The organism is Streptococcus sp. WB01_FAA12 (assembly GCF_012843315.1).
Classification (GTDB): domain Bacteria; phylum Bacillota; class Bacilli; order Lactobacillales; family Streptococcaceae; genus Streptococcus.
Genome location: NZ_JABAEX010000009.1, coordinates 44185 through 62565, shown reverse-complemented (window position 1 = coordinate 62565; position 18381 = coordinate 44185). Strand labels below are relative to the sequence as shown.

Annotated in this window: 17 protein-coding genes and 3 pseudogenes; 18 read left to right on the top strand and 2 right to left on the bottom strand. The window is 42.2% G+C overall.

Annotated features, from left to right (window positions below; all coding sequences use genetic code 11):
• The first annotated feature begins 15 nt into the window (after positions 1-15).
• The 16 genes and pseudogenes from HF881_RS09135 to manA all read left to right on the top strand — a co-directional run bounded on the left by HF881_RS09135 (position 16) and on the right by manA (position 15351).
• A complete protein-coding gene (locus HF881_RS09135; RefSeq protein WP_000651224.1) occupies positions 16-420 on the top strand; it encodes a PaaI family thioesterase in 405 nt (134 codons plus the stop codon).
• A gap of 71 nt (positions 421-491) precedes the next feature.
• Positions 492-636: pseudogene (locus tag HF881_RS09130) on the top strand (ABC transporter ATP-binding protein); the annotation flags it as partial.
• A gap of 136 nt (positions 637-772) precedes the next feature.
• Positions 773-2125 carry a UDP-N-acetylmuramoyl-L-alanine--D-glutamate ligase gene (gene murD / locus HF881_RS09125; protein WP_169447231.1) on the top strand — a complete coding sequence of 451 codons (1353 nt, stop codon included), beginning with the start codon at positions 773-775 and terminating at the stop codon, positions 2123-2125.
• Between the two features lies 1 nt (position 2126).
• The gene (locus HF881_RS09120) at positions 2127-3185 is read left to right on the top strand and encodes a UDP-N-acetylglucosamine--N-acetylmuramyl-(pentapeptide) pyrophosphoryl-undecaprenol N-acetylglucosamine transferase (protein ID WP_169447230.1); all 1059 of its coding nucleotides are present in this window, start codon (positions 2127-2129) and stop codon (positions 3183-3185) included.
• A gap of 9 nt (positions 3186-3194) precedes the next feature.
• A complete protein-coding gene (locus HF881_RS09115; protein WP_169447229.1) occupies positions 3195-4313 on the top strand; it encodes an FtsQ-type POTRA domain-containing protein in 1119 nt (372 codons plus the stop codon).
• Positions 4314-4503: 190 nt separating this feature from the next.
• The gene (gene pyrF / locus HF881_RS09110) at positions 4504-5205 is read left to right on the top strand and encodes an orotidine-5'-phosphate decarboxylase (RefSeq protein WP_001209287.1); all 702 of its coding nucleotides are present in this window, start codon (positions 4504-4506) and stop codon (positions 5203-5205) included.
• Between the two features lie 42 nt (positions 5206-5247).
• Positions 5248-5877, top strand: a complete 630-nt coding sequence (gene pyrE, locus HF881_RS09105) for an orotate phosphoribosyltransferase (RefSeq protein ID WP_169447228.1) — start codon at positions 5248-5250, stop codon at positions 5875-5877.
• Positions 5878-6003: 126 nt separating this feature from the next.
• Positions 6004-6399 (top strand): CopY/TcrY family copper transport repressor, encoded by a 396-nt coding sequence (locus HF881_RS09100; RefSeq protein WP_169447227.1) that lies wholly within the window; start codon positions 6004-6006, stop codon positions 6397-6399.
• A gap of 10 nt (positions 6400-6409) precedes the next feature.
• Positions 6410-6781 (top strand): cupredoxin domain-containing protein, encoded by a 372-nt coding sequence (locus tag HF881_RS09095; RefSeq protein WP_169447226.1) that lies wholly within the window; start codon positions 6410-6412, stop codon positions 6779-6781.
• Between the two features lie 9 nt (positions 6782-6790).
• On the top strand, positions 6791-9013 hold the full coding sequence (locus tag HF881_RS09090) for a heavy metal translocating P-type ATPase (RefSeq protein WP_169447225.1): 2223 nt from the start codon (positions 6791-6793) through the stop codon (positions 9011-9013).
• A 213-nt stretch (positions 9014-9226) separates the two neighbouring features.
• The gene (gene spxB / locus HF881_RS09085) at positions 9227-11002 is read left to right on the top strand and encodes a pyruvate oxidase (protein WP_000191812.1); all 1776 of its coding nucleotides are present in this window, start codon (positions 9227-9229) and stop codon (positions 11000-11002) included.
• A 110-nt stretch (positions 11003-11112) separates the two neighbouring features.
• Positions 11113-11460, top strand: a complete 348-nt coding sequence (locus tag HF881_RS09080; RefSeq protein WP_169447224.1) for a VOC family protein — start codon at positions 11113-11115, stop codon at positions 11458-11460.
• A gap of 218 nt (positions 11461-11678) precedes the next feature.
• The gene (locus HF881_RS09075; protein WP_001291473.1) at positions 11679-11939 is read left to right on the top strand and encodes a SemiSWEET family transporter; all 261 of its coding nucleotides are present in this window, start codon (positions 11679-11681) and stop codon (positions 11937-11939) included.
• An 85-nt stretch (positions 11940-12024) separates the two neighbouring features.
• Positions 12025-12603: a DUF3592 domain-containing protein gene (locus HF881_RS09070; protein WP_169447223.1), complete on the top strand. Its 579-nt coding sequence runs from the start codon at positions 12025-12027 to the stop codon at positions 12601-12603.
• Between the two features lie 243 nt (positions 12604-12846).
• On the top strand, positions 12847-14286 hold the full coding sequence (locus HF881_RS09065) for a 6-phospho-beta-glucosidase (RefSeq protein WP_169447222.1): 1440 nt from the start codon (positions 12847-12849) through the stop codon (positions 14284-14286).
• Positions 14287-14406: 120 nt separating this feature from the next.
• Complete coding sequence (gene manA, locus HF881_RS09060) at positions 14407-15351, top strand: mannose-6-phosphate isomerase, class I (RefSeq protein ID WP_169447221.1); 945 nt, start codon at positions 14407-14409, stop codon at positions 15349-15351.
• Between the two features lie 43 nt (positions 15352-15394).
• Here manA and HF881_RS09055 read toward each other — a convergent pair whose 3' ends face one another.
• The gene (locus HF881_RS09055; protein ID WP_169447220.1) at positions 15395-16735 is read right to left on the bottom strand and encodes a sodium-dependent transporter; all 1341 of its coding nucleotides are present in this window, start codon (positions 16733-16735) and stop codon (positions 15395-15397) included.
• Between the two features lie 357 nt (positions 16736-17092).
• Between HF881_RS09055 and HF881_RS09050 the strand changes: the two genes are divergently transcribed.
• Positions 17093-17833 carry a MerR family transcriptional regulator gene (locus HF881_RS09050; RefSeq protein WP_169447219.1) on the top strand — a complete coding sequence of 247 codons (741 nt, stop codon included), beginning with the start codon at positions 17093-17095 and terminating at the stop codon, positions 17831-17833.
• A gap of 28 nt (positions 17834-17861) precedes the next feature.
• On the opposite strand, the pseudogene HF881_RS09045 reads toward HF881_RS09050, so the two are convergent.
• Positions 17862-18101: pseudogene (locus HF881_RS09045) on the bottom strand (DNA mismatch repair protein MutT); the annotation flags it as partial.
• On the opposite strand from HF881_RS09045, the pseudogene HF881_RS10555 reads away from it, so the two are divergent.
• A pseudogene (locus HF881_RS10555) lies at positions 18089-18229 on the top strand (GNAT family protein); the annotation flags it as partial. The pseudogenes HF881_RS09045 and HF881_RS10555 sit on opposite strands and share 13 nt — an antisense overlap.
• Positions 18230-18381 lie beyond the last annotated feature (152 nt).

The window sequence follows — 18381 nt, the reverse complement described above, 5'->3', positions numbered from 1 at the left end:
TATCAGGAGGAAACGATGAAAGATTTTCATTTTGACGCTATATCTGCCTTTGAAAATTACGAAATTGAACAAATGAGAGATGGTCACGTTGTGGTGACGACCAAAGTAGTGGACTCGTCGCTCAACTACTATGGCAATGCCCATGGTGGCTATCTCTTTACCCTTTGTGATCAGATTAGTGGTTTGGTGGTCATTTCACTAGGGCTAGATGGAGTGACGCTTCAGTCCTCTATCAACTACCTCAAGGCAGGAAAACTCGACGATGTGCTGACCATTAAAGGAGAATGTGTCCATCAAGGTCGCACAACCTGTGTCGTGGATGTCGATATTACCAATCAAGAAGGCAGAAATGTCTGCAAAGCAACCTTTACCATGTTTGTCACAGGCCAGCGGTCTGAAGAAAGACAGGTGAGGATATAAAGTACTGAGAGCTGACCTGCACTCTAAGAGTTAGACATTTCTCTGTCGAACTTTTGGAGTGCAGGTTAGTTCTGATTCTCGCAGATGAACCAACTGCTTCCTTAGACCCCCAAAAATTCTGAGGAGCTACTTTCTATATTAGAATCTCTAAAAAATCCGAATCGAACGATTATTATTGCGCCCTACAATCCTCTGATTGGGGAGCAAGCGAATTAAGCGATTCGAGTTACCGATTTATCTCATTGATGATAAGAGAACATTAAGTTAGAAGAAAGAGTCACAAATACACTTTGTGGCTTTTTTATTTCCGTAAAAATGGTAAAATAGTAGGAGTAGAAATGGAGTTTGAGACATGAAAGTAATCGATCAATTTAAAAATAAGAAAGTCCTTGTTTTAGGTTTGGCTAAGTCTGGTGAGTCTGCGGCTCGTTTATTGGATAAGCTGGGTGCTATTGTCACTGTTAATGACGGCAAACCTTTTGAAGAAAATCCAGCTGCTCAAAGTTTGCTGGAAGAAGGAATCAAGGTTATCACAGGTGGTCATCCTTTGGAACTCTTGGATGAAGATTTTGCTCTGATGGTGAAAAATCCAGGTATCCCTTATAGCAATCCCATGATTGAAAAGGCCTTGGCAAAGGGGATTCCAGTCTTGACTGAGGTGGAATTGGCTTACTTGATCTCAGAAGCACCGATTGTTGGTATTACTGGCTCAAATGGAAAAACTACCACAACGACCATGATTGGGGAAGTTTTGTCTGCTGCTGGTCAACATGGTCTCCTATCAGGGAATATCGGCTATCCAGCCAGTCAAGTGGCTCAAACTGCGACAGCCAAGGACACTCTTGTCATGGAACTTTCTTCTTTCCAACTGATGGGTGTCCAAGAATTCCATCCTGAGATTGCGGTTATTACAAACCTCATGCCAACTCATATCGACTACCATGGTTCTTTTGAGGAATATGTGGCAGCCAAGTGGAATATCCAGAACAAGATGACAGCAGCTGATTTTCTTGTCTTGAACTTTAACCAAGACTTGGCAAAAGAATTGGCTACTAAAACACAAGCCACTGTTGTTCCATTTTCAACACTTGAAAAGGTTGATGGAGCTTATCTAGAGAACGGTCTGCTCTACTTCCGTGGGGAAGTGGTCATGGCAGCGAGTGAAATCGGTGTTCCAGGTAGCCACAATGTAGAAAATGCCCTTGCGACCATTGCAGTAGCCAAGCTACGTGGTGTAGATAACCAAATCATCAAGGAAACTCTTTCAGCCTTTGGTGGTGTTAAGCACCGTCTCCAGTTTGTGGATGAAATCAAAGGGGTCAAATTCTATAACGATAGCAAGTCAACCAATATCTTGGCTACTCAAAAAGCCTTGTCAGGATTTGACAACAGCAAGGTCATTTTGATTGCAGGTGGTTTGGATCGTGGAAATGAATTTGACGAGCTGGTGCCAGATATCACTGGACTCAAGAAAATGGTCATCCTTGGTCAGTCTGCAGAACGTGTCAAACGTGCAGCGGATAAGGCTGGTGTAGCTTATGTGGATGCGACCGATATTGCAGATGCGACTCGCAAGGCTTATGAACTTGCGACAGATGGAGATGTGGTTCTCCTCAGTCCTGCAAATGCTAGTTGGGATATGTATGCAAACTTTGAAGTACGCGGTGACCTCTTTATCGACACAGTAGCGGAGTTAAAGGGATAATATGAAAAAAATAGTTTTTACGGGTGGGGGAACAGTCGGACACGTCACCCTTAACCTTTTGTTAATGCCCAAGTTTATCGAAGACGGCTGGGAAGTCCACTATATCGGGGATAAGCATGGAATCGAACATCAAGAAATCCTCAAGTCAGGTTTGAATGTGACCTTCCATTCCATTGCGACTGGGAAGTTGCGTCGCTATTTTTCTTGGCAAAATATGCTGGATGTCTTCAAAGTTGGATGGGGAATTGTCCAATCGCTCTTTATCATGTTACGACTTCGTCCACAGGCTCTTTTTTCAAAGGGTGGATTTGTCTCTGTACCGCCGGTTATCGCAGCGCGAGTTTCCAGAGTACCAGTCTTTATCCATGAGTCAGACCTATCTATGGGTTTAGCTAATAAAATCGCTTATAAGTTTGCGACTAAGATGTACTCAACCTTTGAGCAGGCTGCTGGTCTCGCAAAAGTCGAACATGTGGGGGCAGTGACCAAGGTTTCAGGCCAAAAAACTTCAGAGCTAGATGAATTGGTGGATATCCAAACCCACTTTAATCCTAAATTACCCACAGTATTGTTTGTCGGTGGTTCTGCAGGAGCTCGTGTCTTTAACCAATTGGTGACAGATCATAAGCAAGAACTGACAGAACGTTACAATATCATCAATCTGACAGGAGATTCTAGCCTCAATGAGTTGAGCCAAAATCTCTTTCGAGTTGACTATGTGACGGATCTCTATCAACCTTTGATGGAGATGGCAGATGTGGTGGTGACGCGTGGCGGTGCCAATACGATTTTTGAGCTCTTGGCCATGGCGAAACTCCATCTCATCGTACCATTGGGGCGTGAAGCAAGTCGAGGAGACCAGATTGAAAATGCAGCCTACTTTGTTAAGAAAGGCTATGCAGAAGAACTGCAAGAAAGTGACTTGACCTTGGAAAGATTGGAGGAGAAACTCAGTCACTTGCTTAGTCACAAGGATCAGTACCAAGCTAGCATGAAAGCTTCAACTGAATTGAAATCTCTTGATGATTTTTATGCCCTACTAAGAAAAGACCTATCATAAGGAAAACCAATGTCAAAGGATAAGAAAAAAGAATCAAACCAGAAACAAGAATTGTCTGAATGGCAGAAGCGGAACCAAGAATACCTGAAAAAGAAGGCTGAGGAAGAAGCTGCTCTAGCTGAAGAGAAGGAAAAGGAAAAACAAGCTCGAATGGGGAAAAACTCTAAGTTGTTAGAGGAAAGTAAGAAGTCATCAAGTGATTCCGACCAGAACGAAACTGTTCCAGACGAAGAACCATCCGAAAAAGAAGAAAAATCACAAAAGGATGATCATAAAGTCAAAGAGGAAAAAGAGAAGAAGAAAAAAGAAAAACCAGAAAAACCTGCCAAGCCGAAAATTGCTCCTGTTCATATTTGGCGAGCTGTGAGTATCTTGGTACCGAGTGTTCTGGTTCTCCTCCTTTCTATCTATCTCTTGACCCCTCTTTCGACTATCAAGCATATCGAGGTTAAGGGCAATGTCCAGACTCAAGCGGATGACATTAAACAGGTTTCTGGCATTCAGGATAGCGACTATACCTTGTCATTGTTATGGAACAAGGAGAAGCACGCTGAACAGATCAAGTCGAATCACTGGATAGAGTCAGCAAAGATTGACTACAAATTTCCGACAAACTTTACGATTGAAGTTAAAGAGTTTGAGATTGTTGGCTACTATGTGACAGGTGAAGACCACTATCCAATCCTATCTAGTGGAACAATTGACTCAAGCCCTGTCAACCTTTTGAACCTGCCTGAGACCTACCTAACAGTCACCTTTAACGATGAGCAGCAGGTGAAGGATTTGATAACGGGTCTTTCTAGCATTAGTGAGGACATAAAGAGTCAGATCCAGAAGATCGAACTAGCTCCAAGTAAGGCAACTGCCGATCTTCTAAAAATTACTATGCAGGATACAGATGAAATAGTAGTTCCCTTGTCAGAGCTGAGTAAGAAATTACCTTATTACAGCAAAATTAAGCCACAACTAGCAGAACCGAGCTTCATCGATATGGAGGCAGGAATCTATAGCACTAGCCTGGCTGATAAACGTTTAGAAGAAGCTGAGGAAAAGGCTAAACAAGAAGCTAAAGAAGCAGAGAAGAAAAAACAGGAAGAAAAAAAAGCTGAAGAAAAGAAACAAGAATAAGAATCTTCAGTTTTTACTTGACAAGTGTCGTTATAAATAATAGAATAGTAGAAAACTTTTAAAGCAGTCCAGAGAGGCAGCTAAGGTTAGACAGTGAAAGGGTGGAAACTACCCGTTTTTCGTGGAACCTAGCTGCTAGCAGGTTCCTTTTTTTGAGCAATGGACTGTTAACAAAGAATAGGAGAAAAGAATGCGTGAGAGTCGCCCGGTCATTGCTCTGGATTTTCCAAGTTTCGAGGAAGCCAAAGAATTTTTAGCCCTTTTTCCAGCAGAGGAAAAACTCTATGTCAAGGTAGGAATGGAAATCTACTATGCAGTAGGGCCCGAAGTTGTGCGTTATTTGAAATCATTGGGACATAGTGTTTTTTTGGATCTCAAGTTGCATGATATTCCAAATACAGTCAAGTCAACCATGAAAATCTTGTCAAGTCTGGGTGTCGATATGACCAATGTTCAGGCTGCAGGTGGGCTTGAAATGATGCAGGCTGCGCGTGAAGGCCTTGGTGATCAAGGGATTCTTATCGCGGTGACCCAATTGACCTCAACATCCGAGGAACAGATGCAAGACTGTCAAAATATCCAAACTAGCCTGCAGGAGTCGGTCATTCACTATGCTAAGAAAACAGCTGAAGCTGGATTGGATGGAGTGGTTTGCTCAGCCCAAGAAGCCCAACTCATCAAGGAGGCGACAAACGAAGATTTTATCTGCTTGACACCAGGTATTCGACCAGCAGGTGCTGAAGCAGCGGATCAAAAACGCGTAGTGACCCCTGGTCAGGCCTATCAAATCGGTAGTGATTACATTGTAGTAGGCCGTCCTATCACACAGGCAGAAGATCCTGTAGCAGCCTACCATGCTATCAAGGAAGAATGGACACGCGATTGGGTCTAAAGCGTATTTGATTACAGATTTAAGGATAAGAAGGAGTATACCATGACACTTGCTAGAGACATTGCTAGCCATCTATTGAAAATTCAAGCGGTTTATCTCAAACCAGAAGAGCCTTTCACTTGGGCATCTGGTATTAAGTCACCTATCTATACGGATAATCGTGTGACCCTAGCTTACCCAGAAACTAGAACCTTGATTGAAAATGGTTTTGTGGATGCTATCAAAGTAGCCTTTCCAGAGGTTGAAGTGATTGCAGGAACTGCGACAGCAGGGATTCCGCACGGAGCCATCATTGCGGATAAGATGAACCTACCATTTGCCTATATCCGTAGCAAACCAAAAGACCATGGAGCAGGTAATCAAATCGAAGGTCGCGTAGCTCAGGGGCAAAAAATGGTAATTGTAGAAGACTTGATCTCAACTGGTGGTTCAGTTCTCGAAGCGGTAGCAGCTGCCAAGCGTGAAGGAGCAGATGTTCTCGGTGTCGTAGCGATTTTTAGTTATCAACTAGCAAAAGCAGATAAGAACTTTGCAAACGCAGGCGTGAAACTGGTGACTCTCTCAAACTACAGCGAGCTCATCCACCTAGCTCAGGAAGAAGGCCACATCACACCAGAGGGATTAGATCTCTTAAAACGATTCAAAGAAGACCAAGAAAATTGGCAAGGATAGAGAAACTCATTTCTTAGATTTTGATGGAACTGATGCTATGCATCAGTTCTTTTTAATTGACAAATGTAGATTTTGAGAGTATACTTAGAATCATAATTGACAAATGTAGATTTTGGAGGGGTGCTGATGCAGATTTCAGATGCAGAATGGCAAGTTATGAAGATTGTTTGGATGCAGGGCGAACAGACCAGTAGGGATTTGATCAGGGTTCTGGCAGAGCGGTTTGACTGGTCCAAATCAACCATTCAGACTCTTTTAGCTCGTCTGGTTGAGAAGGAGTGTCTGACAAGGAAAAAAGAAGGCAAGTTCTTTGTCTATTCAGCCCTTTTAACTTTGGACCAAAGTCGGGATTTACTTGTCCAAGATATCAAGGACAAGGTTTGTTCTCGTAGGATTAAGAACTTGTTGGCTGATTTGATTGCTGAATGTGATTTTACTTTGGCTGACTTGGAAGACTTAGAAGCTGTGATTTCTAAGAAGAAATCAAGCGCTGTAACAGAAGTAAGATGTAATTGTATGTAAAGGAGACGTCATGTTAAATAGTATTGTAACCATTATTTGTATTGCCCTTATAGCGTTTATCTTGTTTTGGTTTTTCAAAAAGCCTGAAAAATCTGAACAAAAGGCCCAGCAAAAAAAGGGCTACCAAGAGATTCGAGTGGAAGTCATGGGAGGGTATACTCCAGAGTTGATTATCCTCAAGAAATCAGTGCCAGCCCGCATTGTCTTTGACCGTAAGGACCCGTCACCCTGTCTGGATCAGATTGTTTTTCCAGATTTTGGAGTGCATGCGGACCTGCCAATGGGTGAAGAGTATGTAGTGGAAATCATGCCTGAACAGGCTGGAGAGTATGGTTTCTCTTGTGGCATGAATATGATGCACGGTAAGATGATTGTAGAATAGGAGAATGATATGACTGAAATTGTAAAAGCAAGTCTTGAAAATGGTGTTCAAAAAATCCGTATCACGGCAGACAAAGGCTACCATCCAGCCCACATCCAGCTTCAAAAAGGAATTCCCGCTGAAATTACCTTTCATCGTACAACTCCTTCAAACTGTTATAAGGAAATTCTGTTTGAAGAAGAAGGCATCTTGGAACCAATCGGCGTAGATGAAGAGAAGACAATTCGTTTTACACCTCGAGAGTTGGGTGAGCATGAATTCTCATGTGGTATGAAGATGCAAAAGGGAAGTTATACCGTAGTTGAGAAGACTCGAAAATCTTTGTCACTTTTGCAACGTTTTTGGATTACTAGTATCTTTACTGTGCCTCTTGTGATTCTCATGATTGGGATGTCGACAGGAGGAATTAGTCACCAAGTCATGCATTGGGGCACCTTTTTAGCCACAACACCTATCATGCTAGTGGCCGGTGGTCCTTATATTCAGAGTGCTTGGGCCAGCTTTAAAAAGCACAATGCCAACATGGATAGCTTGGTTGCTCTGGGAACCCTAGTGGCCTATTTCTATAGTTTAGTTGCTCTCTTCGCTGGTCTCCCCGTTTACTTTGAAAGTGCTGGTTTTATCCTCTTCTTTGTTCTTTTGGGGGCAGTTTTTGAGGAAAAAATGCGGAAAAATACTTCCCAAGCTGTAGAGAAATTACTAGATTTGCAAGCTAAAACTGCAGAAGTCTTGCGTGATGATAGCTATGTTCAAGTTCCTTTGGAACAAGTCAAGATAGGTGATCTGATTCGAGTGCGTCCTGGTGAAAAGATTGCGGTTGATGGTGTTGTAGTCGAAGGTGTGTCCAGTATTGACGAATCCATGGTGACAGGTGAGAGTCTGCCAGTGGACAAAACGGTTGGAGATACTGTGATTGGCTCAACCATCAATAATAGTGGAACACTGGTTTTTAAAGCAGAAAAAGTTGGTTCAGAGACTGTCTTGGCACAGATTGTGGACTTTGTGAAGAAAGCTCAGACTAGCCGTGCACCGATTCAGGATTTGACGGATAAAATTTCAGGGATTTTTGTCCCAGCGGTTGTCATTTTAGCGATTCTGACCTTTTGGATTTGGTTTGTCTTGCTTGGGGCTAGCTTTGTGGCCTCTCTCCTTTATGGAGTAGCAGTTTTGATTATCGCTTGCCCTTGTGCCTTGGGACTTGCAACACCAACGGCTCTTATGGTGGGAACTGGTCGTAGTGCCAAGATGGGAGTTCTTCTTAAAAATGGAACTGTCTTACAGGAGATTCAGAGAGTCCAAACTATTGTTTTTGATAAGACAGGGACTTTGACGGAAGGAAAACCTGTGGTCACTGATATCATTGGTGATGAGACAGAAGTATTAGGCTTGGCGGCTTCTTTGGAAGAAGCCTCTCAACACCCACTGGCTCAAGCCATTGTCAAGCGAGCGACTGAAGTTGGACTTGATTTTCAAGCTGTAGAGAATTTCCAAGCCCTTCATGGAAAAGGTGTTTCAGGGCAAATCCATGGGAAACAAGTCTTGCTTGGAAATGCCAAAATGCTTGATGGAATGGATATTTCGAGCACTTACCAAGAAAAACTTGAAGAACTGGAAAAAGAAGCTAAGACAGTTGTGTACTTGGCTGTTGACAATGAAATCAAAGGCTTGCTTGCCCTGCAAGATATTCCCAAGGAAAGTGCCAAGCTAGCCATCAGTCAGCTGAAAAAACGTGGTCTCCGAACAGTCATGCTGACAGGAGACAATGCAGGTGTGGCGCGTGCTATTGCAGACAAAATCGGAATCGAAGAGGTCATTGCAGGCGTTCTACCTGAAGAAAAAGCGCATGAGATCCATCAACTGCAACAGGCTGGCAAAGTAGCCTTTGTTGGTGATGGTATCAATGACGCTCCTGCCCTCAGTGTAGCGGATGTCGGGATTGCTATGGGAGCTGGAACAGATATTGCCATCGAGTCAGCAGATTTGGTGTTGACAACTAATAACCTCCTAGGAGTGGTTCGTGCCTTTGACATGAGTAAGAAAACCTTTAATCGAATTCTGCTCAATCTTTTCTGGGCCTTTATCTACAATGTCATTGGAATTCCGATTGCAGCAGGAATTTTTTCAGGTATTAGTCTGGTGCTCAACCCAGAACTGGCGGGTCTTGCTATGGCCTTTAGTTCTGTATCTGTTTTAACCAGTTCACTCATGCTAAACTTTGGTAAAATAGACTAAAAGCGGTACTTACCGCTTTTTTATTATAAAACAGTTCTGTGAAACGTTTTCAATCTGTGCTGTAATAGAGAATGAAAACTTCTGAGCACATTCTTAGGATACTCAAAGTAAATGTGGTAAATTAGGATTGTAAATTTACTGAATCGCTTTCAAACAACATATAAAAGCGCTTTTTGTAAATGTATGAAATTATTTTGAAGGAGAGTTATCATTATGACTCAAGGGAAAATTACTGCATCTGCAGCAATGCTCAACGTATTGAAAACATGGGGCGTAGACACTATCTACGGTATCCCATCAGGAACACTCAGCTCACTCATGGATGCTTTGGCTGAAGACAAAGATATCCGCTTCTTGCAAGTTCGCCACGAAGAAACGGGTGCTCTTGCAGCGGTGATGCAAGCTAAATTCGGCGGTTCAATCGGGGTTGCAGTAGGTTCAGGTGGTCCAGGTGCGACTCACTTGATTAACGGTGTTTACGATGCAGCTATGGATAACACTCCATTCCTTGCTATCCTTGGATCACGTCCAGTTAACGAACTCAACATGGATGCTTTCCAAGAATTGAACCAAAACCCAATGTACAACGGTATCGCTGTCTACAACAAACGTGTAGCTTACGCTGAGCAATTGCCAAAAGTAATCGACGAAGCTTGCCGTGCTGCAGTTTCTAAAAAAGGTCCAGCTGTTGTTGAAATCCCAGTAAACTTTGGTTTCCAAGAGATCGACGAAAACTCATACTACGGTTCAGGTTCATACGAGCGTTCATTCATCGCTCCTGCTTTGAACGAAGTTGAAATCGACAAAGCTGTTGAAATCTTGAACAATGCTGAACGCCCAGTTATCTACGCTGGTTACGGTGGTGTTAAAGCTGGTGAAGTGATCACTGAATTGTCACGTAAAATCAAAGCACCAATCATCACAACTGGTAAAAACTTTGAAGCTTTCGAATGGAACTACGAAGGGTTGACAGGTTCTGCTTACCGTGTTGGTTGGAAACCAGCCAACGAAGTGGTCTTCGAAGCAGACACAGTTCTTTTCCTTGGTTCAAACTTCCCATTTGCTGAAGTTTACGAAGCCTTCAAGAACACTGAAAAATTCATCCAAGTAGATATCGACCCTTACAAACTTGGTAAACGCCATGCCCTTGACGCTTCAATCCTTGGTGATGCAGGTCAAGCAGCGAAAGCAATCCTTGACAAAGTAAACCCAGTTGAGTCTACTCCATGGTGGCGTGCAAACGTTAAGAATAACCAAAACTGGCGTGATTACATGAACAAACTCGAAGGTAAAACTGAGGGTGAATTGCAATTGTATCAAGTTTACAATGCAATCAACAAACATGCTGATCAAGACGCTATCTATTCAATCGACGTAGGTGACACTACTCAAACATCTACTCGTCACCTTCACATGACACCTAAGAACATGTGGCGTACATCTCCACTCTTTGCGACAATGGGTATTGCCCTTCCTGGTGGTATCGCTGCTAAGAAAGACAATCCAGATCGACAAGTATGGAACATCATGGGTGACGGTGCATTCAACATGTGCTACCCAGACGTTATCACAAACGTTCAATACGACCTTCCAGTTATCAACGTTGTCTTCTCAAATGGTAAATATGCCTTCATCAAGGACAAATACGAAGACACAAACAAACACTTGTTTGGTTGTGACTTCCCTAACGCTGACTACGCGAAAATCGCTGAAGCGCAAGGTGCTGTAGGTTTCACTGTAAACCGTATCGAAGACATCGACGCAGTCGTTGCAGAAGCTGTTAAACTCAACAAAGAAGGCAAGACTGTTGTTATTGATGCTCACATCACTCCACATCGTCCACTTCCAGTAGAAGTACTTGAACTCGATCCAAAACTTCACTCAGAAGAAGCAATCAAAGCCTTTAAGGAAAAATACGAAGCAGAAGAACTCGTACCATTCCGCCTCTTCTTGGAAGAAGAAGGATTGCAATCACGCGCAATCAAATAATTCCTCTCATCGAAAATCAAATGTAAACTTTGCAGATTTTATTCTTTGATTTTCTTAGAGCAGAACTTGAAAAGATCGGAGTAATCCGGTCTTTTTATGGAGGATAGTAAATGAATTTAAATCAATTAGATATCATCGTTTCAAATGTTCCCCAGGTCTGTGCTGACTTGGAGCGTATTTTGGATAAAAAAGCCGATTATGTTGACGACAGTTTTGCTCAGTTCACGATTGGCAGTCACTGTCTCATGTTGTCACAAAGTCATTTGATTCCTTTGAAAAACTTTCAGTCAGGAATCATTCTTCACATTGAGGTTGAGGATGTAGAGCAGAACTACCAACGGTTGAAAGATCTTGGTGCTGAGATTTTATACGGCTCAGTTGTAACCGATTGGGGAACGGAATCGCTACTAGTTAAAGGCCCTGCTGGCCTAGTGATTGACTTTTATCGTATGAAATAGGGCGCTTAATCATTTGAAGCTAACCATAATTATTCTTAATGCAGAATGTGAGAATATGCACTATTGAAAGATCGGAGCAATCCGATCTTTTTCTGTTTCCTCTTTCTTATCACAAGATTGTGATAGTTTACATCTTCATAACAAAAGCTACAAAGTCTTGATTGTTTTGAAAAAAGATTATAAAATATGATTCATAAAAAATGAAAGAGGCTTTGAAAATGTCTGAAAAACAAATGAAAATTTTGGGTTGGGTAGCGACCTTTATGTCCGTTATGATGTATGTCTCTTACTTCCCACAAATCATGAACAACCTGGCTGGTCAAAAAGGAAACTTCATCCAGCCCTTGGTCGCAGCCATCAACTGTAGCCTATGGGTTTACTACGGTCTTTTCAAAAAGGAAAGAGATATTCCACTTGCGGCTGCCAATGCTCCAGGTATCGTTTTTGGCCTAGTAACGGCTATCACGGCATTGATTTAAAAAGTTGAAAATAGTTAGTATTCTTGTATCCTTTTTTATATTCTGTTAAAATAGAAGCCTAACGAAGGTTTAGGAGTGAATCAAGATGTCGACGAGTTTCTTTTTATTATTTGGCTGTATGATGCTAGCGTTTGCAGCCTTTACGTATTTTATGTTCAGTAAGTTAATTTTTAGTGGTTATTTAGATGATAAAAAATGTACTGAAAAGACTGAAGGAAAAATCACAAGATATTCAAATGTTCTTTATAACGATATTAGTCTCCCAGTTGTAGAATATACTGCTGACGGGAATCAGTACAAGGTAGTAGGGCCAAGATTTCTTTCTAGCGTATCAAAAACAGTTGCAACACCGCTTAACTCTATTGTTTCTGAAGTAAAGTTGGAAGGTTTCGATAATGGAGAAATTCCACAAGTGTTAAGGTATCAGGTACGGCGAAATAGTTTCATTTCTGTAACAAAATCACCGCTTATGGAGCGCTTTCCAATCGGTGGAAAGGTTACTGTTTACTATGATCCGAACAAACCGAAATGTTCTTACGTAGAAAGACCGTTAAAGCCAGGTCGATTTTTATGGCTGACTAAATTATCAGTCTATCTTCTTATCCTAATGATGCTTGCTTTAGCCGTCTTCATCATGTTTATTCTTCCAAATCTTGTCAAATAGAAGTTACTTGTTTTGTTCTCAAGCTCAGCTTTTCATCATACGATTCTATGTTAATACATAGAATCGTTTTTTAAAGAAATCTTTGAAGACGATTTCTTTAAAAAACCGAACCCTAGAAATTTGTCGAATAAAACAAAACAGTAGAATAGTATCGTTATTCCGCAGTATTTCACAAGTAAAGGTCTGGATATTGGGGTATAATATAAGTAAATGAAGTAGTAAAATAAGAAAGTGGGTAGAGATATGACCGAAAAACTGACTTTTCCTGATGATTTCTTGTGGGGCGGAGCGACAGCTGCCAACCAGTGTGAGGGTGCTTATAATTTAGACGGTCGTGGGTTGGCGAACGTGGATGTCGTCCCCATCGGTAAAGATCGTGAAGCCATTATCACAGGACAGAAAAAGATGTTTTCTTTCGAGAAGGACTATTTTTACCCAGCCAAAGAAGCCATTGATATGTACCATCATTATAAGGAAGATATTGCTCTTTTTGCAGAAATGGGCTTTAAGACTTATCGACTTTCCATTGCTTGGACTCGGATTTTTCCTAAGGGAGATGAAGCAGAGCCAAATGAAGCTGGTCTAGCCTTTTATGAGGATTTATTTAAGGAGTGTCACAAGTATGGGATCCAACCTCTGGTGACTATCACGCATTTCGACTGTCCTATACATTTGATTGAAGAATACGGTGGTTGGCGCAATCGTCGGATGTTAGACTTCTATGAAAAACTTTGTCGTACACTCTTTACCCGCTATAAGGGTTTGGTCAAATACTGGCTTACCCTCAATGAAATCAACATGATTCTTCATGCACCTTTTATGGGAGCTGGGCTTTGTTTTGAAGAAGGAGAAAATCAAGAACAGGTTAAATACCAAGCCGCCCACCATGAGTTGGTAGCCTCGGCCATGGCGACTAAGCTTGCCCACGAAATTGACCCAGAAAATAAGATTGGATGTATGTTGGCTGCAGGGCAATACTATCCTAACACAGCCCATCCGAGAGACTACTGGGCTGCTATGGAGGAAGATCGCAAGAGTTACTTCTTCATTGATGTTCAAGCTCGTGGGGAATACCCAAACTACGCCAAGAAGCAGTGGGAACGTGGGGGAATCAAGATAGAAATGACGACAGAGGATTTGGACTTGTTGAAGAATCATACTGTTGACTTTGTTTCCTTCTCTTACTATGCGAGTCGAGTGGCCTCAGGAGATCCAGAAGTTCAAGAACTAACATCTGGTAATGTCTTTGCCTCTCTCAAAAATCCTTACCTAGAATCCTCAGAATGGGGGTGGCAGATTGACCCACTAGGACTTCGAATTACCCTCAATGCTATCTGGGATCGTTACCAAAAGCCTATGTTCATCGTAGAAAATGGACTCGGTGCTATTGATACACCGGATGAAAATGGTTATGTAGCAGATGACTATCGAATTGCTTACTTAGAGGCTCATATCAAGGCTATGCGAGATGCCATTTACCAAGATGGAGTTGACTTGCTTGGTTATACGACTTGGGGCTGTATCGATCTGGTTTCTGCTGGAACGGGCGAAATGAACAAGCGCTATGGCTTTATCTATGTGGATCGAGATAACGCAGGTCAAGGAAGTCTCAAACGTAGCAAGAAGAAATCCTTTTACTGGTACAAGGATGTCATTGCCAGCAATGGTGCAAGTATTGAGTAGAGCACATTTGTTCACTATTTTTACAAAATCTTCTCCCTACTTTATAAGAACTGAAAAAGAGTTCAATTCGAACTCTTTTTTTGCTATAATGAGGGGAGAAAAATCAGACAGGAGATCGACATGTCAGAACCATTATTTTTACAATCAGTTATGCAAGAAAAAATCTGGGGTGGGACCAAGCTACGTGATGAGTTTGGTTACGACATTCCAAGTGAAAAAATTGGCGAATACTGGGCCATTTCAGCCCACCCAAATGGGGTTTCAAAGGTGGCTAATGGCCACTATGAAGGAACAGACCTGGCTACATTGTATGAGGAGCACCGTGAATTGTTTGGTAATCGTCCAGAACCTGTATTTCCACTATTGACAAAAATCCTCGATGCCAACGACTGGCTCAGTGTCCAAGTGCACCCAGACGATGCTTATGGACTAGAACACGAAGGCGAGCTTGGAAAAACCGAGTGCTGGTACATTATCGCTGCGGAGGAAGGTTCAGAGATTATCTATGGTCACAATGCCAAGTCAAAAGAAGAACTCCGCCAGCAAATCGAGGACAAGAACTGGGATGCCTTGCTAACAAAAGTGCCAGTCAAAGCTGGGGATTTCTTCTATGTACCAAGTGGCACCATGCACGCTATCGGTGCAGGTATCTTGATTCTTGAAACCCAGCAGTCTAGCGATACCACCTACCGTGTCTATGACTTTGACCGCAAGGATGATAAGGGCAACTTGCGTGAACTTCACCTTGAAAAATCTATCGATGTTTTAAACATTGGCGAGCCTGCTAACAGCCGTCCTGTGACTATCAAGGCCGATGACTTGAGTTCCACTCTCCTTGTATCCAATGAATTCTTTGCAGTTTACAAGTGGGAAATCACTGGAAAAGTTGATTTTGAAAAGACAGCTGACTACAGCTTGTTTAGTGCCTTGGCTGGTCAAGGTCAGCTTACTGTTGACGGAAAAAACTATCCAATCCAAAAAGGTAGCCACTTTATCCTACCAAGTGATGTTGAAGCTTGGACCCTAGAAGGGCAAAGTCTGGAATTGATTGTTAGTCATCCATAAAAAAGAAAGGGCCTGAGTTCACTACTCAAGTCCTTTTTAATAATTACATAAACTGGGCAATAAAGACCACGATGATGATGATAGGAATGATGAAACGAAGAAGGAAGAGCCAGACTTGGAAAAGTCCCTGTTTCCATGCTCTTTCATCAAGATGTAGTTCCTCCTGGGCAAGTATTTTCTTAAAGATGTAGCCAGTAAAGAGAGAAAGGCAGAGGGCACCAAAGGGCATAAGGAGATTGGAAACCAAGAAGTCCATAGCATCAAAGAAAGTCTTACCAAAGATGTGAACATCCGCCATGACACCGTAAGATAGGGCTGAAGGAATTCCGAAAACAAAGGTCAAGATTCCTAAAATGGCACTCCACTTAGCCCGCTTGCTGTTGTCTTGATTGGTGATATTGCCCACATTGATTTCCAGCATCACGACAGAAGAAGTGACCGTCGCAAAGAGGAAGAGCAAGAGGAAGAGGATGTAGAAAATAGTTCCAAAAGGCATCTTGTCAAAGAGTTGAGGCAAGACGATAAAGAGGAGACTAGGGCCACCTTCAGACTGGATGTTGAAAGCTGACATGGCTGGGAAAATGGCTAGTCCCGCCATGATGGACACAGAGATATTCATGGCTACGATGGAAATCCCTGACTGGACCAGATTGGTTTTCTTGTCCAAGTAGGACGCATAGGTCAGCATGGCTGTCACTCCTAGTGAGAGGGCAAAAAAAGATTGTCCCAGAGCATAGAGGAGACCAGCGCTAGTTAGTTTTGAAAAGTCTGGTTTGAGGAAGTAAAGAACGCCTTCCATGGCATTTGGCAAGCTGAGAGAGCGCCCAATGATCACGACAAAGATGATAAAGAGCAGGGGCATCATAACCTTTGAGGCTCTTTCAATCCCTTTTTGAACACCACGTGATACAATAAAGATATTCAATAAGATAAAGGCAGCTTGAGCTCCTAGGGCAATGGCTGGATTTGAAATGATTGAAGTAAATAACTGAGCATAATCACCCGTTCCACCAAGCTGGAACAATTTCCCAAACTCAATACCCAGATAGACTAGAATCCATCCTCCAATAACACTGTAAAAGGATAGGAGGATAAAGAGGGCAAAGGCACCAATCCAACCGATAAAGTTGTACTTGTTATTGTTGCCAAGTTTTCCAAAGGTTTTGATAGCGGAAACGCCAGCGCTACGGCCAAGGGCAAACTCAGCCAGCAGGAGTGGGAAACCGATTAAAATGGTAGAAATGAGAAAGACCAGTAAAAAGCCTCCACCGCCGTTGGCAGCAGTCATGTAAGGAAACTTCCAAACGGCACCAAGCCCGATGGCTGAGCCAGCAGATGCTAGAATAAAGCCAAGTTTCGAGCCCCATTGTGATTTTTCTGACATAGTTAAACTCCGATCTCCTTTTTCAAAATAAGAAAAGGCTACTTGAGTTGTCAAATAGCCTTCTCTCAATGGCTCTTTATGAGCCTTCTGTTTGATTGATAGACTTGACTATCCTATCATGTTTTCTAATGTCTGTCAAGAAAACCATTTTCAAGTTTTCACACCTTTCTCAAAAAATTAAAAAATTTTCGCAAAAACGCTTGACTCTGACCTAAGGGGAGGGGTTATACTATCAATGTAATACTCTTCGAAAATCAAATTCAAACCACGTCAGCGTCGCCTTACCGTACTCAAGTACAGCCTGCGGCTAGCTTCCTAGTTTGCTCTTTGATTTTCATTGAGTATAAGGAGGAAATCATGTACCATATAAAAGAAGCTGCGCAGCTTTCAGGTGTCTCTGTCAAGACCCTGCACCACTATGACAAGATAGGACTCTTGATCCCTTTAAAGTCGGAAAACGGCTATCGAACCTACAGTCAGGAGGATTTGGAACGGCTTCAAGTCATTCTGTATTACAAGTATCTAGGCTTTTCTTTAGAAAAAATAGCAGAGCTATTAAAGGAAGAAAGGACAGATTTATTGCCCCATTTGACCAGGCAGTTGGACTATCTAACTCGAGAAAGGCAACATCTGGATACCTTGATTTCCACCTTGCAAAAAACCATTCAAGAACAAAAAGGAGAAAGAAAAATGACGATTGAGGAAAAATTCACTGGATTTAGCTATCAAGACAATCAAAAATATCACCAAGAAGCAGTAGAGAAATATGGACAAGAAGTCATGGATCAGGCTCTCGAGCGCCAAAAAGGCCGCGAAGACGAGGCTACGACTGCCTTTAACCAAGTTTTTCAAGCCTTGGCACAAAATCTTCAAGCTGGTCTGCCTGAAACAGCAGTTGAAAACCAAGAGCAAGCAGCTAAGCTCTTGCAAGCCATTCGTACTTATGGATTTGACTGCTCTATTGAAGTCTTCGGTCATATCGGTAAAGGCTACGTCTACAACCCAGAGTTTAAGGAAAACATTGACAAGTTTGGTTCTGGAACAGCCCGGTACACGTCAGATGTCATTGCGGCTTACGTTCAGACAAATGCAGAATAAATAGGCTAGGAATTTCCTAGCCTATTTTTTACTTCAAATCATAAAGCCAGTCTTCGTCGTCTTTATAGTAGAAGAATTCACTGAGATCATCTTCCAAAAAAACACGAAGCATATCAGACATATCCTTAGTTGCCAGTTTTAGATGAGATAGATTTTCTAACTCTTCCCACCATACCTTTCCTTCATCTGAAGATTGGAGCTCGCCAGTAAAGTGTTCGGTCTTGTAAAATAGAACGACGTAACGGTAATCCTCGTCGTCATGCCAGTCTCAACCCAGCTTCAGGTCGTGTGATGGAAAAGGCGGGGATGTCCTATCTTAAGACGGTTACCAATGGTGTGGAGAGAAAAGACTACGTTGCGGACCTAATTTATTATCAGATAAGCAGAGAAGAGTAGTGAATTTTCTTTTCCGTTTCCATCAAAGTCAGACCTTGTCTGGCTTTTTTGTGCAAGATTTCTAAATAAGCTGATTAAATTCCTATTTTTCCCTATCATTGTCCCTGTTTTTTCTTAGACTTGGGAATTATAATAGACTTATCAAAAGAAAG

What these genes read in the sequence shown, in the direction of transcription:
- HF881_RS09135 (WP_000651224.1), top strand. Translation starts at nt 16, where the DNA reads ATGAAAGATTTTCATTTTGACGCTATATCTGCCTTTGAAAATTACGAA.
- murD (WP_169447231.1), top strand. Translation starts at nt 773, where the DNA reads ATGAAAGTAATCGATCAATTTAAAAATAAGAAAGTCCTTGTTTTAGGT.
- HF881_RS09120 (WP_169447230.1), top strand. Translation starts at nt 2,127, where the DNA reads ATGAAAAAAATAGTTTTTACGGGTGGGGGAACAGTCGGACACGTCACC.
- HF881_RS09115 (WP_169447229.1), top strand. Translation starts at nt 3,195, where the DNA reads ATGTCAAAGGATAAGAAAAAAGAATCAAACCAGAAACAAGAATTGTCT.
- pyrF (WP_001209287.1), top strand. Translation starts at nt 4,504, where the DNA reads ATGCGTGAGAGTCGCCCGGTCATTGCTCTGGATTTTCCAAGTTTCGAG.
- pyrE (WP_169447228.1), top strand. Translation starts at nt 5,248, where the DNA reads ATGACACTTGCTAGAGACATTGCTAGCCATCTATTGAAAATTCAAGCG.
- HF881_RS09100 (WP_169447227.1), top strand. Translation starts at nt 6,004, where the DNA reads ATGCAGATTTCAGATGCAGAATGGCAAGTTATGAAGATTGTTTGGATG.
- HF881_RS09095 (WP_169447226.1), top strand. Translation starts at nt 6,410, where the DNA reads ATGTTAAATAGTATTGTAACCATTATTTGTATTGCCCTTATAGCGTTT.
- HF881_RS09090 (WP_169447225.1), top strand. Translation starts at nt 6,791, where the DNA reads ATGACTGAAATTGTAAAAGCAAGTCTTGAAAATGGTGTTCAAAAAATC.
- spxB (WP_000191812.1), top strand. Translation starts at nt 9,227, where the DNA reads ATGACTCAAGGGAAAATTACTGCATCTGCAGCAATGCTCAACGTATTG.
- HF881_RS09080 (WP_169447224.1), top strand. Translation starts at nt 11,113, where the DNA reads ATGAATTTAAATCAATTAGATATCATCGTTTCAAATGTTCCCCAGGTC.
- HF881_RS09075 (WP_001291473.1), top strand. Translation starts at nt 11,679, where the DNA reads ATGTCTGAAAAACAAATGAAAATTTTGGGTTGGGTAGCGACCTTTATG.
- HF881_RS09070 (WP_169447223.1), top strand. Translation starts at nt 12,025, where the DNA reads ATGTCGACGAGTTTCTTTTTATTATTTGGCTGTATGATGCTAGCGTTT.
- HF881_RS09065 (WP_169447222.1), top strand. Translation starts at nt 12,847, where the DNA reads ATGACCGAAAAACTGACTTTTCCTGATGATTTCTTGTGGGGCGGAGCG.
- manA (WP_169447221.1), top strand. Translation starts at nt 14,407, where the DNA reads ATGTCAGAACCATTATTTTTACAATCAGTTATGCAAGAAAAAATCTGG.
- HF881_RS09055 (WP_169447220.1), bottom strand. Translation starts at nt 16,735, where the DNA reads ATGTCAGAAAAATCACAATGGGGCTCGAAACTTGGCTTTATTCTAGCA.
- HF881_RS09050 (WP_169447219.1), top strand. Translation starts at nt 17,093, where the DNA reads ATGTACCATATAAAAGAAGCTGCGCAGCTTTCAGGTGTCTCTGTCAAG.